We start from the raw sequence: 13,976 nt of genomic DNA, 5'->3' as shown, positions 1-13,976 counted from the left end.
ACCGTATGCAGATCACTGAGCATTACCAGGGTGACCCGAGGTGGCCTGGCACCTCAACCATGTCGAGGAACAACCATGACGACGAAGAAGCCCAACATCCTGATTCTCTGGGGCGATGACGTGGGTTGGTGGAACATCAGCTACAACAGCCGTGGGCAGATGGGCTATCGGACGCCGAACATCGATCGGGTCGCGAACGAGGGCGTTGCCTTTACCGACTACTACGCCCAGCAAAGCTGCACGGCCGGCCGGGCGGCGTTCATCACGGGACAGAACCCGATCCGCACCGGGCTGACCAAGGTTGGCATGCCCGGGGCGTCGGTGGGGTTGCACGCAGAGGACCCGACCATCGCCGAGATGCTGAAGCCGCATGGCTACACCTGCGGCCAGTTCGGCAAGAACCATCTGGGCGACAAGGACGAGTACCTGCCCACGATGCATGGTTTCGACGAGTTCTTCGGCAATCTCTACCACCTCAACGCCGAAGAAGAGCCCGAGGATCCGGACTATCCGAAGGACCCCGCGTTCAAGAAGCGCTTCGGCCCGCGCGGCGTGCTGCATTGCCTGGCCGATGGCAAGGGCGGACAAACCATTGAGAACACGGGCCCGCTGACGAAGAAGCGGATGGAGACGATCGACGACGAAACGACCGGGAAGGCACTCGATTTCATCGACAAGTGCCATGCCGACCAGAAGCCCTTCTTTCTCTGGTACAACACGACGGCGATGCATTTCAGGACGCATTGCGCGGAAAAGCACAAGGGCAAGAGCGGACAGGGCGACTACAACGACGTGATGGTCGCGCACGACGAGCACATCGGGCAGATGCTCGACAAGCTCGACGAACTGGGCATCACTGAAGACACGATCGTGATGTACTCCACCGACAACGGTCCGCACTACAACAGCTGGCCCGACGCCGGCATCACGCCCTACAGGGCCGAGAAGAACACCAACTGGGAAGGCGGCTGGCGCGTGCCGTGCTTCGTGCGCTGGCCCGGCAGGTTCAAGGCCGGCACGGTCATCAACGGCATCGTGTCGCACCAGGACTGGCTGCCGACGCTTCTGGCTGCGGCCGGCGAAGACGATGTCAAGGAGAAGCTGCTCGAAGGCTGCACGGTCGGCGAGAAGAGCTTCAAGGTACACATCGACGGCTACAACATGCTGCCGTACCTGAGCGGCCAGGTGCAGGAGAGCCCGAGGCAGTCGTTCTTCTACATCAGCGATGACGGGGACATCATGGCGATCCGCATGCACGACTGGAAGGTCGTGTTGATGGAGCAGCGCGCCAAGACGCTGCAGTGCTGGTTCGAGCCCTTCGTCAAGTACCGGGCACCCAAGATGTTCCATCTGCGGCGCGATCCGTTCGAGCGGGCCGACGAGAACTCCAACACCTACTGGGACTGGGTCATCTCGCACGCCTACATCGTCTACGCGATGCAGAGTGCGGTCGCGCAGCAGATGGAAGCGTTCGAGAAGTTCCCGCCGCGCCAGAAGCCGGCCGCGTTCAATCTCGATGAGCTCATGCGGAAACTGCAGGAATCGTCCAGCGCCGCACATTGACGTGTCATTGACCCACGCCTGGCTCCGGCACCGGAGGCCGGACCAGGCACTCACCTTCGAAAGCGGACCGTGGCCACGACCATCGCGTTGACTGTCAATGGCAAGTCCGAGGTGCTGCAGGCCGACGATCCGGCCATGCCGCTGCTCTATGCGTTGCGCAATCAGCTCGGCTTGCACGGCATGCACTTCGGCTGTGGCCTGGCGCAATGCGGCGCCTGCACCGTGCACTACGACGGTGAGGCGCTGCGCAGCTGCGTGATGCCCGTCTCGGCTGTGGCCGGCGCCCGGATTGTGACTCTCGAAGGCCTCGGTACGCCCGAGAAGCCACATCCCCTGCAACAGGCCTTCATCGACGAACAGGCCGCGCAATGCGGCTACTGCATCAACGGAATGATCATGCAGGCAGCGGCTTTCCTCGCGAGCAACCGGCACCCGACCGAAGCCCAGGTGAGACAGGCGCTGGCTGCCAACCTGTGCAAGTGCGGCACGCACGTGCGCATCCTGCGCGCCGTGATGCGGGCCGCAGAGCAGATGGCCTGAGCGTTTCGAATGGCCCGCCTCGCTCCGCTTTCCCGTCGCGCACTTCTGCACGGCAGCGGTGTGCTCGTGGTGAGTTTCGTCTTCGCGCCGCGACCGGGCATCGCGTTCGCGCAAGGGGCGGGCACGACAGCAATAGGCAAGAGCGTCGACGCGGGCGAGGTCGGCGGGTTCCTTGCGATCGACAGCCAGGGACGTGTCACGCTCTACAGCGGCAAGGTGGAGCTTGGAACCGGCGTGCTCACGGCCTTGACGCAGATCGTCGCCGAAGAACTCGATGTACCGCTGGATCGGGTCACGATGATCCAGGGCGACACCTTGCTCACGCCCGACCAGCATCCGACCGACTCGAGCCTCTCAATCCAGGCCGGCGGCATGCAGATCCGCAAGGCGGCAGCGACGGCGCGCGAGTCTCTGCTGGACCAGGCCGCGGCCCGCCTGGGCGTTGCCAGGGACCAGCTGCTGGTGCAGGCGGGCACTGTGGCGTCGCGGGCGGGCGGCCCAGGCGTCACGTATGCGGCCCTCCTGCAGGGCCGCAGCCTGTCGATGAAGCTCGACCCGGCGGTGCGCACGAAGGACCCGAAGGACTACCGGATCGTCGGCACGCCTGTTCGCCGTCTCGACATTCCGGCCAAGATCTTCGGCACTTTCGAATTCGTGCATGACGTCCGGCTGCCGGGCATGGTGCACGCACGCATGGTGCATCCCGCAGCCCTGGGCGCCAGGCTCGAATCATGGGACGACACCCCGTGCCGAGGCATCCCCGGCTACCTGCGCGCCGTGCGCCAGGGCGACTTCCTCGCCGTGGTGGCGAATGACGAATGGGCCGCCGTGCGGGCATCGCGCGCGCTCGTGGCGAAGTGGGGCGCCGGCGAGGGCCTGCCCGACGATGCCCGCCTCGAGGCCTGGATGCGCGGCGCGAAGGTCGATCGCGACGAGGTGCTGCAAAGCACGGCCGGGCCAACCGCCGCGCTGGCCGGCGCCGGCCGGCAGCTGCGCGCGAGCTACGACTTCCCGCTGAACACGCATGGCTCGATCGGTCCGTCGTGCGCGGTCGCCGATTTCAAGGAGGGCGCGCTCACCGTCTGGACCCCGTCGCAGGCGAGCCACCTGCTGCGACGGCAATTGGCCACGATGCTGCGGCTGTCCGAGGAGCGCGTGCGCTGCATCTACGTCGAGGGGGCCGGATGCTACGGCCGCAACGGGTCCGACGACTGCTCGTCGGAGGCGGCGCTGATTGCAGTGCAGATCGGGCGCCCGGTGCGGCTGCAGTGGATGCGGCACGACGAGCATGGCTGGGACCCGAAGGGTCCGCCGACTTTGCTGGACTATCGCGCGAGGATTGATCCTCGGGGTCAGGTCGCGGCATGGGAAGCCGACATCTTCCTGCCCGAGCGCCCGATGAAGCGTTCCGGCGTGACCCTGCTGGGGGCCGTGCTGGCAGGCCTGCCGAAGGAGGGCCCGGACAGCCCCGGCACCTACAACCCGGGACTGGGCATTCCCTACGACCTGCCCGGTAGCAAGCTGACGGCGCACTGGTTGCACGACACGCCGCTGCCGGCCGCCTGGATCCGCGCCCCTGGGCGCATGCAGAATACCTTCGGCAACGAGAGCTTCATTGACGAGATCGCGGCCGCGACCGGAGTCGATCCGCTCGAATTCCGAGTTCGCCGCCTGAGCGACAAGCGCGGCCTGGAACTGCTCGAGCGCCTTCGCCAGTTCGCGAAATGGCAGCCCCGCGGCACCCGCGTGCGCGACACGGGCCCACTGGCCCGAGGCCGCGGGGTCAGCTACGCGAAGTACGAACTGGTTCGCACCTACGTGGGCCTGGTCGCGGACGTGGCCGTCGACCGGCGCAGCGGGCAGATCCACGTCGAGCGCGTTTTTGTTGTCCACGACTGCGGCCAGATCATCAATCCGGACGGGCTGCGCAACCAGATCGAAGGCAACGTCGTTCAGACCGTGAGTCGCACGCTGGTGGAACAACTCGCGTTCAACCGCGACGCGGTCACGAGCCTCGATTGGGCCAGCTATCCGATCCTGACCTTTCCGGATGTCCCGGAGGTCGCCATCGACCTGATCGATCGGCCCGGCGAAGTGCCATGGGGTGCAGGCGAGCCCACCACGTCGGCCGTGCCCTCCGCGATCGCCAATGCCGTGCTGGACGCCACGGGAGCGCGCCTGCGCTCGGTGCCGTTCAGGCCGGCTGCGGTGCTGGCCGCGCTCGCTGGCGCCACACCGAAGTAGAAGGCATGGACACCTCGTCGAATCGCCACCCGCAGGACCACGTCTCGGCCGCCGTGCAGGCGGAGAACGTCGCCTTCCACGGCAGTCCGGAGGAGCTCCTGGCGATCGCTGCCGCGGGACCGCGCGGTGCACTGGCCGTGGCCGGCCTGGCCGTGTTCATCCTGCTCGCGCTCTGGATCGCGTTCTTCTTCTTCGTCTTTGCGCCGCGAGGCTCCATTGGCTGAGTCTGTCGAACTGGCGGCCGCGCGGGTCATCGACCGGTCCGAGCGTCGATGGTCCTGGGGGGTGGCGGGCGTGATCGCCGTGGTGTTCGCGGTGATGGTCTATTCCGGCCTGCAATGGACCGCGATGTCGCCGTCCAGCGTCGAGACGATCGATGCAAGTCGGCTGCACCTGTCGGGCGAGTTCATGGAAAGCAATCTCGGCACAGCCATACAACCCGACCGAACGGCGGTGGTACGGCTGATCGCGCAGCAGTATTCGTTCGTCCCTTCGTGCATCGTGGTGCCTGCCGGGACGCTGGTCAGATTCCGTGTCACGAGCCCAGACGTGGTCCACGGCTTCCTCGTCACGGGGACCAACGTAAACACCATGGTCATACCCGGCTATGTCGCCGAGGTCCGCACGCGCTTCGACGCGCCGGGCGATCACCTGATGCCCTGCCATGAGTATTGCAGCGTGGGCCACGAAGGGATGTGGGCCCGCGTTAAGGTGTTGGAGCGGACCGAGTTCGAACGCCTCCATGGCCATCAGCCGAGGGCATCCTGTGCAGGGCAGTAGTCGACTCGTGCTGGCCCACTTCTGGGCGGCGTTCTCGGCACTCGCTGTCGCCGTCCTGCTAGGCGCGTGGCAGATGTGGGTGCGCAGCCCGTTGCACCGCTGGGTCGACCCGGAGCGCTACTACGTGGCGGTCACCGCCCACGGCACTACGCTGGCCTATGTATTCCCGACCCTGATCGTGATGGGCTTTGGCTATGCGGTCTGCGCGGTCTCACTGGGCCGGCCGATGCACGGTATGCGGCTCGCCTGGACCTCCCTGGCCATGGTGTGCGCGGGCGCCCTGATCGCGCTGGCCACGGTCGCCGCGGGCAAGGCGACGGTGCTCTACACCTTCTATCCGCCGCTGCTCGGAAGCCCCTGGTACTACGGCGGCATCCTGTTGGCGGTCGCGGGTTCGTGGATCTGGGTCGGTCTCATGGTGTGGCACTTCAGGCGCTGGAAGCGCGACCATCCGGGGCAACCGGTTCCGCTCGCGATGTTCGCCACCACGGCGGGCGCGTTGCTGTGGTCCTGGACTTCGCTGGGGGTGGGCTCGGAGATCGCCTTCCTGATCCTGCCCAACGCATTCGGGTGGACGGATACGCTCGACGCGGGGCTTGCGAGGATGCTCTTCTCCTGGACCCTGCATGCCATTGTGTACTTCTGGCTGATGCCCGCCTACATCGCGTTCTACGTGCTGCTGCCGCAGTCTGCGGGGGGGCGGCTGTACAGCGACAAGATGGGCCGCATCGCGTTCCTGCAACTGCTGGTCTTCTCCATGCCGATCGGCATGCACCATCTGTTCGCCGATCCGCAGGTCGGCGCCGGCTTCAAGTTCCTGCACGCCGTCTTCACCGGGATGGTCGCCGTGCCGACCTTGCTGACGATCTTCACCATCTGCGCCTCGCTCGAGATCGCCGGGCGTCTGCGGGGCGGGCGCGGCATCTTCGGCTGGGTCGCAGCGCTGCCGTGGGACCGGCCCGTCGTGCTGGCCTCGGGGCTGTCCCTCGTCATGCTGGGCCTGGGAGGCGCGGGGGGCCTCATCAACATGAGCTATGCGCTCAACGCCACCGTGCACAACACCCAGTTCGTGACGGCGCATTTCCACCTGATCTACGGCGGCTCGGTCGTGATGATGTACTTCGCGATCGCCTATGAGCTGTGGCCGCGGATGACGGGCCGGGCGATTGCGCCGAAGCTCATGCAGTGGCAGCTGTGGAGCTGGTTCATCGGCATGCTGGTGGTGACGCTGCCCTGGCACGTGGTCGGCATGATGGGCCAGCCCCGCCGCATGGCCTACTACGACTTCTCCGATCCGGCGCTGGCGCCGCAAGCCATCTGGGTGAGCATTTCGGCCGTTGGCGGGGCGATCCTGGTGGTCTCGACGCTGCTGCTGGTGATCGGTTTGCTGGCATCGCATCGCGGCGCGGCCAGCCCGCAGGCCCCGCTGCGGTTCTCGCTGGCGCTGCGTCCGCCTTCGCGATTGCCGGCATCGCTGAACGGCTTCGGCGTCTGGATCCTGCTCGTGGCGGCGTTGACCGTGGTGAACTATGGCTACCCGATCGCGCAGGTCCTGCTCCTTCAGCGCAGCGGCGTGGCGACCTATCCGGTCGGGGCGCGATGACCGCTTCCCGCACTCCCCCGACTCGCGACGCCCGCTTTGCGGTGTGGATCGGGACCACTGCGGCGCTGCTCGTCGCCGCGGTCGCCGTGGGGTTCGTCTGGCTGCCTGCGAGCCAGGCGGCGGGGTCGGGGCCGGGCGAGCCGGGACTGTGGGATGTCATCTGCAGCGCCATCGGTCTTCCGGTTCGCAACCCACAGGCGCCCGTGCAAGCCGGACCGCCGGCTTCGAACGTCGCATGGACCGCGACGACGCGGCAGTTCCTGTCCGCAGGCGATGCGGCCCGGGGCGCTTCGCTCGCGGCCACCACCTGCAATAACTGCCACGGCGCCACTGGGGTAGGCACGGACGCCATTTTCCCCAATCTTGCCGGACAGAGCCAAGCCGCCATCTACAAGCAGCTCGAGGATTTCCGCAGCGGCAGGCGCGATGCCGCCGTGATGGGTGCGTACGTTTCGGCGCTGTCGCCCCAGGACGTGCGCGATCTCGCGGCGCACTATGCCGCGCTGCCTGATCCCTTTGCGGGTGCCGAAGCGGCGGGCGCGTCGGCCGATGCAATGGCGCGCCGGCTGGTCGAGGTCGGCGATCCGCTGCGCGGCATCGCGGCCTGTGCGGCCTGCCACGGTCCGATGGGGCTCACGCCGGGCGCGCCGGGCCTGCAAGGCCAGCAGCGCGCCTACCTGGAAGTGCAGCTGCTGGCACTTGCCTCGGGCCGTCGGCACAACGACATCAGCGCCCAGATGCGCAGCGTCGCGCGCCAGTTGACCGCGCAGGAGATCAGTGCCCTCGCGGCCTACTATTCGGGCCTGGGCGGCACGCCCGATCGATAGGTGGACGGGCAGGAGCAGCCCGCATGACGGGCGCGAACCCCTGCACCAGCAGCTGGCGTTCACGCTGGAATATGCCGCCCGCCTCGCCTGCGTCCAGCGGCCGCTGCGGTACGCGCGAAGCGTGTTCGGCATCATCGACCTGCTGGCCGTGCTGCCGACCTACCTCGCCGTCTTCGTGCCGGGCCTGCATGCGCTGATCGACGTGCGCGTGCTGCGATTGCTGCGCCTGTTCCGGATCCTGAAGCTCACCGAGTACGTTTATGAGTTCGGCGTGCTGGGCCGCGCGCTGGCCGCGTCCCGACGCAAGATCCTCGTTTTCATGGCCTTCGTGATGCTGGTTGTCCTGATCATGGGCACGCTGATGTACGTGGTCGAAGGGCCCGTCCACGGGTACACGAGCATCCCGGTCGGCGTGTACTGGGCGATCACGACCATGACGACGGTCGGCTTCGGCGACATCACGCCGCACACCGACCTCGGCCGCATGATTACCTCGCTCATGATGCTGCTCGGCTGGAGCACGCTGGCGGTGCCCACCGGCATCGTGAGCGCCGAGTTCACGGCCCTGCGCACGACGCACGAACCCACGACCCGGACCTGCCACGAATGCCTGAGCGAGGGGCACTCGCCGGCCGCGCAGTACTGCAGCGACTGCGGGGAGCGGCTGCCGCCCTGGCAGAACGAGTACGGCCCATGACGCTCGCCGGCGCTGGGCCGTGGGCTCGCGGCGCGTACACGTACGTGGATTGAGTGGCCGCCGGGATTGCCCCCTCGGGAGGATGGACCGACGATCGCAAGAGAAGGGCCTTCGGGCCTTCACCATCGTTCCGGTCGGCCGATACGTCGCCCGTTTTCCTCGACTTCGTGTTTCGGCAGGAGACATTCATGCAAGCGGTTTGGACGGTACGGGTTGCGGCGACAGTCCTGTGGGCCGCGCTTGCCGGCTGCGCGGCCGACCCCGCGCGCCTGCCGATAGGCTCGACACGCACCCAGGCGCTGCAGCAGCTGGGCAAGCCGAGCGCCACCTACCTGCTGTCGGATGGCGGCGAACGGCTGCAGTACTCGCGCGAGCCCGCGGGCTACCAGGTCGACAACGTCGACCTTGATGCGGCCGGCCGGGTCGTCGCGGTGCGCTCGATGCTGACCAATCCGCTCAACAACAACCCGATCCAGATCGGCAAATGGACCGAGTCCGATGTGCTGCGTGCCTATGGCAAGCCGTATCAGGTCACGCGGGTGTCCTCGTTCGATGGCGTCGTCTGGAGCTGGCAGTACATGGACAACTACATGCCGCGTCTTTTCTATGTCTATTTCAATCCCGCCGGCGTGGTGGCGCGCTACGACACCGGCGAGAACCCCGAGATCGAGCTGGGTGGAAAGTAGGCGAGCCACGTGCATCTCGTACGTAGTGTCGGTGACCGCCCGGATACACCTGCGGCGTGCTCGGAGTCCATCATCGCTTCCCGCCAATAAATCCTCATTGGATGAACAACCATGAACCAACGATTCGCTGCATTGAAATACCTGGCCGCTGCGACCTCCTTCGCACTGGTCATTGGCTGCGCCACCAACGGTGCGCTCGGCAATGACAATCTGGCCATCGCCGCCGGCTTCAAGGTCATCACACCCACGAAGCCGGACCAGCAGGCCACGCTCGCGAAGCTCCCGAAGGACAAGGTGTCGCCCGTCAACTACCAGGGAACGACCTACTACGTCCTGCCGGATTCGATGAACAACGTCGCCTACGTCGGCAGACTGCCTCAGTACCAGGACTACCAACGGCTGCGCGTGGCCAAGCAACTAAGCAACAACAATCTCGAGGCCGCCCAGGTGAACGAGATGGATGCCATGGGCTGGGGTGGCTGGGGTGGCTGGGGCGGTCCCGCCTTCGTCGGCTTCGGTCGCTAGCAATGGTTGATGGCGCATGAAGGCTGCCAGGGTTTTCGCGCGTCTACGTACGTGATGGCCCGTGATCGCCGGGATGGTCGCATCGCCCTGATGGCCTCACCATTGGTTTCCGGTTCGGTCCAGGCGAACGGAAGCGGACTCGAAGTGCGCTGCGCTTGGCGATGTGCTTCGGCCGCGGGCGATCGCCACGGAAGCTGGTCATCGCTGGGATCCAGCACCACCTTTACTGCCTCGGGAGACGCCGAATTCATGTCCACCACCGTCTACGTCGTCGGATTCAAGGCGGATGAGCGCGCCTGGATCGAATCGGCGCTCCGACGGATCACCGACGTGGTCTTGTTTGTGGACGACGGCGAAGACTTTCTTGCCCGACCGCCCTGTGGTTCGGGTCATTGCCTGATTGCGTCGGCCGATGTGGACGAGGCAGCGACGCTCAGACTGGCGCGCGAGTTGAGGCGCCGAGGCGTACCTCTGCCCGTGATCGTCCTGGGTCCGCACACCGCTTTTCGCACGGCCGTGGATATCGCGCGCCTGGAGGCGACGGATTTCCTCGAGCGGCCGGTCAGCGTGCGCGAGCTGCGCGCCGCGGTGCGTCGCGTGCGCTCGGATCCGAGATGAGCCCGAAGGTGCTGCAAGCACATTGCCACGTAGCTGGTGAGGCTTGCCAATTGCCAGAAGAAGCCAGAAGAACGTCAGATGCAAGCTCGCCGGATAAACAGGATCGCGATTCCCGCGCTGACAGAAAGGGAGCAGAGGCCGCCTCCCGGTCGAAGCCCGAGGTTCGTTTCAGCCTCGCTGGGCGTGGCTGGATGGGTCGTTCCTTTCGGCGCCCACGCATCCTTTCTCCCGCCCGAGATGATGGCCTCGGCGGCAACGGGGCTGGCGTGGTTCATCATCTTCGCGGTGCCCGTCGCGGCGATTGTGCTGTTCTGGATGTTGCATGTCCTGCCGGAAAAGATCGCGCACAAGCGGCATCACCCCCAACGGGACGCCATCAAGATGCTGTGCCTGCTGTCGCTGTTCTTCGGCGGTCTGCTGTGGCCGATCGCCTGGCTGTGGGCCTATGTGAAGCCGGTGGGCTACCAGCTGGCGTACGGAACCGAGAAGCACGAGGACTACTTCCACGAGCAGGGCGACAAGGCGCGGGCGGGCGAATTGTTGGCGCATGAGGTCGCCCACCTGCGCGAGGAACTCGACGTGATGGCTGCCAAGGGCACGCTGACCGCCGACCTCAAGGTGTTGCGCAGGGACCTGACCGTGGCGATGCCGGCAGCCGAGGCAGCAGAAGTCGATGCCGCCATGGCCAAGGAGGCGAACACCTGATGGAAGCACTGCTCCTTGCCATCTACGCCTTCTTCGTCTGGCTCTTCTTCATCAAGCTGAAGTGGCTGCCGTGGAACACCGGGACGCAAGTCACGGTCGTGATCATTCCGATCGTCGCGCTGAGCGCGATGATCTTCACGCTCAACGTCGTGGCGCCCTCGTCGGCCGATGTCCGGGTCATCAAGTACGTGGTGCAGATCGTGCCGCAGGTGCGCGGCCGGGTTCTGGAGGTGCCGGTCGAACCCAACAGGCTCGTGAAGAAAGGCGAGCTGCTGTTCCGCATCGACCCGACCCAATACGAGAACGAACTCAGCGCCGCCAAGGCCAGGCTTGCCGCCGACGAGGCGAAGTTCGCGCAGGCCGGTGCCGCACTGGTCGATGCCTCGGCCGGCGCACGGCAATTGCAGGAGCAGCTCAAGGCGGCCACAGGACAGGTCAGGTCGCTGCAGCCCAGGTTGGAGCTGGCACGACTGCGGGTGCGGCAGAACAAGGAACTGGTGGCCACCGGTGCAGGTGACAAGTTCGCGCTGGAACAGGCCGAGTCCAACCTGATCGAACTGCAAGGCCAGCTCGCGACCGCGACGGCGAACGAGGCTCAGGTCTCGCAGAAGCTGTCGGGGCGGGTCAATGGCGAACAGGCGTCGGTCGCGTCGGCCCGGGCCCAGCTCGCGACCGCCAAGGCGCAGGTCGACATCAGCCGCGCGGAGCTCGGCAATGCGCAGTGGAACCTCGACCAGACCGCCGTGTTCGCGCCGGCCAACGGCTACGCGATCAATGTGCAGTTGCGGCCGGGCTCCTTCGTGGTTTCGGTGCCCCTGGCGCCCGCGATGACCTTCGTCGAGGAAACCTACCAGGTGATTGCGCTCTTCGATCAGAACGAGCTGCGCCTTGTCGAACCGGGCAACCGGGCAGAATTCACGCTCAAGACGTACGCGGGCCGCATCATCCCCGCAACAGTCGACTCCATCGTCTGGGCGCAGGGCCAGGGTCAAGTGCCGCCGTCGGGCACGCTGCCGCAGACGGGCGCCTTCCCGCAGGTGCCGGGCCGCTTCCCCGTCAAGCTCATCGTCGATCAGCAGGACGCCGGGCTGTTCCTCGCCGCCGGCGCGGATGGCCAGGGCGCGGTCTACACGGATCACTTTGCGGCGATCCACATCGTGCGCATGGTGATCCTTCGCGTCGGCGCCATCACCAACTACCTCGTGTTGAAGCTGCACTGATGCACACACCTCTGTTTCACCGACGCATTCTCGCGATGGCGCTGGTGGCGGCGCTGTCGGGCTGTGCGCTCAAGTCGCCGCCGACGGCCGCCGACCTGCAGAAGGAGGTGCTGCCGCAGGCGCCCCTGCCGGCGTCGTTCCGGGCGGGCGGCGGCGCAGCGGCGCCGGTGGCTGACCGCTGGCTAGCGACCTTCGAGGAGCCCGCGTTGACCGCCCTCGTCAAAGAGGCCCTGATTTACAACGCCGACCTGAGGGTGGCCGCGGCGCGGGTCGAACAGGCTGCGGGCTACGTGAAGGTGGCATCCGCCACCTTGTTGCCCTCGGCGGGTGTGATCGGGCTGGGCGGCGGCAAGTCGGGTGGTGGTGGCGGTCTGGACGGAGTCTTCCTCAATGCATCGCTGGAACTCGACGTCTGGGGCCGCCTGCGCTACGGCAAGGCGGCAGCCAATGAAATGTCCGCTGCCGCCGAGGCCGACTACGCCTATGCGCGCCAATCGCTGGCGGCCACGGTGGCCAAGGCGTGGTTCCTGGCCGTCGAGGCCGGCTTGCAGCGCGCGATCGCGCAGGATGCGCTGACCTCCTCCGAAGCCCTGCTGCGGATGGCGGACGACCGCCTTCGCATCGGCAACGGCAACGCTGCGGCGGTGGCGCAGGCACGCGCGAGCGCGGGCACATACCGCGACACGCTGAAGCAGGTCGAACTCGCACGTGAGCAGGCCCGGCGTTCTCTCGAGCTGCTCGTCGGCCGCTATCCCACGGCGGAGATCGCCGTGGCGGACCGGCTTTCGCCGATGCCACCACCGTTGCCCGTGGGCGTGCCCTCGGAGTTGTTGGAGCGCCGCCCCGACCTGGTGGCCGCCGAGCGGCGTGTCGCCGCCGCGTTCGATCGCGTGGGCGAAGCCAAGGCCGCGCAGCTCCCGCGGATCAGCCTGACGGCGGGCGGCAGCAATGTGTCGAGCGAACTGATCGTGCTGAAGGACGTCAGCAGTCCGGTCTGGAGTCTGGGAGCTAACCTGATCGCGCCGATTTACCAGGGAGGTGCGCTTCGCGCGCAGGCCGAGATACGGACGGCCGAGCAGAAGCAGGCGGTGGCCGAGTACGCGCGCGCAGGCCAGCGGGCATTCGGCGAGGTCGAAGGCGCGCTGGGTACCGAGTCGGTCCTTCGCGAACGCGAGGTCATTCTCACGGCGACGATCCGCGACAGTTCGGATGCGCTGGAGCTCGCGCGCACCCAGTACCGCATCGGCAGCGTCGACCTGCGCACGGTCGAGCAAAGCCAGCTGACGCTCTATGCCGCGCGCACTTCCCGGCTGCGCGTGCAGTCCGAACGGTTGGCTCAGCGCACCAATTTGTATTTGGCGCTGGGCGGGGGATTCGATTTGCCACCCATGGAAGTCGCATCTTCACCATCTGCCAACTGAAGGGGGTAAAGCGACAGGTAAATCCCAGCCCTGATGAAACGATCGGATGTCCAGGTCAAACCACACCTTATCTTTGAGTCTTGCGCTCGAGCTCTTGAAACTTCGCGTCTTCTTCTCTATTTCTCGACATGTCACGATCAACGCCCACAGATCCAACAAGCGCGACGCCAGCCCAAGTTGACACTGAACGCCCGCAGGCCTCGGCAACCCGGGTGGCCAAGCACGCCGCCAAGACGCAGCGCCAGGACATGACGCGACTCGTGCTCGGTCTCCTGAAGCCCTACCACGCCTGGCTGGTGATCGTGTTCGCCGCCATGATGGTGGAGATCGTCATGAGCCTGGCCGCCCCCTGGCCCCTCAAACTGGTGCTCGACGATGCGCTTGGCACCCACCACCTGCCGCACTGGCTCGAATGGGCGCACCAGTGGGGCATCGGCCGCCACACGCTGGGCGTGGCGCTGTTCGCCGGGATCGCCACCGTGATGATCGCGGTCATCGGCGGCATCGCGACCTACATCGACAACTACTACACCACCAGCATCGGCGG

General features: G+C 66.4%; 15 protein-coding genes. All 15 read left to right on the top strand.

What is annotated here, in order from left to right; genetic code table 11:
• Positions 1-75 precede the first annotated feature (75 nt).
• Positions 76-1,563 (top strand): arylsulfatase, encoded by a 1,488-nt coding sequence (locus AC1D2O_RS32060; protein WP_478158503.1) that lies wholly within the window; start codon positions 76-78, stop codon positions 1,561-1,563.
• A gap of 69 nt (positions 1,564-1,632) precedes the next feature.
• On the top strand, positions 1,633-2,103 hold the full coding sequence (locus tag AC1D2O_RS32055) for a (2Fe-2S)-binding protein (protein WP_478091734.1): 471 nt from the start codon (positions 1,633-1,635) through the stop codon (positions 2,101-2,103).
• A gap of 9 nt (positions 2,104-2,112) precedes the next feature.
• Entirely contained in the window at positions 2,113-4,347 is a 2,235-nt protein-coding gene (locus tag AC1D2O_RS32050; protein ID WP_478158502.1) for a xanthine dehydrogenase family protein molybdopterin-binding subunit, read from the top strand.
• Between the two features lie 5 nt (positions 4,348-4,352).
• Positions 4,353-4,571, top strand: coding sequence for a hypothetical protein (locus tag AC1D2O_RS32045; RefSeq protein WP_478090775.1), 219 nt, complete (start codon positions 4,353-4,355; stop codon positions 4,569-4,571).
• A complete protein-coding gene (locus AC1D2O_RS32040) occupies positions 4,564-5,127 on the top strand; it encodes a cupredoxin domain-containing protein (RefSeq protein WP_478090774.1) in 564 nt (187 codons plus the stop codon). Before AC1D2O_RS32045 ends, AC1D2O_RS32040 begins: the two co-directional genes overlap by 8 nt.
• Complete coding sequence (locus tag AC1D2O_RS32035) at positions 5,090-6,730, top strand: cbb3-type cytochrome c oxidase subunit I (RefSeq protein ID WP_478158501.1); 1,641 nt, start codon at positions 5,090-5,092, stop codon at positions 6,728-6,730. Before AC1D2O_RS32040 ends, AC1D2O_RS32035 begins: the two co-directional genes overlap by 38 nt.
• Positions 6,727-7,557: a c-type cytochrome gene (locus tag AC1D2O_RS32030; RefSeq protein WP_478090772.1), complete on the top strand. Its 831-nt coding sequence runs from the start codon at positions 6,727-6,729 to the stop codon at positions 7,555-7,557. The genes AC1D2O_RS32035 and AC1D2O_RS32030 overlap by 4 nt, the downstream gene beginning before the upstream one ends.
• Positions 7,508-8,254, top strand: a complete 747-nt coding sequence (locus AC1D2O_RS32025) for an ion transporter (protein WP_478090771.1) — start codon at positions 7,508-7,510, stop codon at positions 8,252-8,254. Before AC1D2O_RS32030 ends, AC1D2O_RS32025 begins: the two co-directional genes overlap by 50 nt.
• Positions 8,255-8,442: 188 nt before the next feature.
• On the top strand, positions 8,443-8,940 hold the full coding sequence (locus AC1D2O_RS32020; RefSeq protein ID WP_478090770.1) for a hypothetical protein: 498 nt from the start codon (positions 8,443-8,445) through the stop codon (positions 8,938-8,940).
• 111 nt (positions 8,941-9,051) lie between these two features.
• Positions 9,052-9,465: a hypothetical protein gene (locus AC1D2O_RS32015; RefSeq protein ID WP_478090769.1), complete on the top strand. Its 414-nt coding sequence runs from the start codon at positions 9,052-9,054 to the stop codon at positions 9,463-9,465.
• 249 nt (positions 9,466-9,714) lie between these two features.
• Positions 9,715-10,083 carry a response regulator gene (locus tag AC1D2O_RS32010; protein WP_478090768.1) on the top strand — a complete coding sequence of 123 codons (369 nt, stop codon included), beginning with the start codon at positions 9,715-9,717 and terminating at the stop codon, positions 10,081-10,083.
• 36 nt (positions 10,084-10,119) lie between these two features.
• On the top strand, positions 10,120-10,788 hold the full coding sequence (locus AC1D2O_RS32005; RefSeq protein WP_478158500.1) for a DUF3302 domain-containing protein: 669 nt from the start codon (positions 10,120-10,122) through the stop codon (positions 10,786-10,788).
• Complete coding sequence (locus AC1D2O_RS32000) at positions 10,788-12,008, top strand: HlyD family secretion protein (protein ID WP_478090766.1); 1,221 nt, start codon at positions 10,788-10,790, stop codon at positions 12,006-12,008. The genes AC1D2O_RS32005 and AC1D2O_RS32000 overlap by 1 nt, the downstream gene beginning before the upstream one ends.
• Positions 12,009-12,043: 35 nt before the next feature.
• Positions 12,044-13,429: a TolC family protein gene (locus AC1D2O_RS31995; protein ID WP_478090765.1), complete on the top strand. Its 1,386-nt coding sequence runs from the start codon at positions 12,044-12,046 to the stop codon at positions 13,427-13,429.
• A gap of 212 nt (positions 13,430-13,641) precedes the next feature.
• A partial coding sequence (locus AC1D2O_RS31990; protein WP_478158499.1) for a hypothetical protein occupies positions 13,642-13,976 on the top strand: 335 nt, incomplete at its 3' end.

The sequence above is a fragment of the Variovorax sp. P1_G12 genome (assembly GCF_056405555.1).
This window is presented reverse-complemented; position numbering and strand designations above follow the sequence as displayed.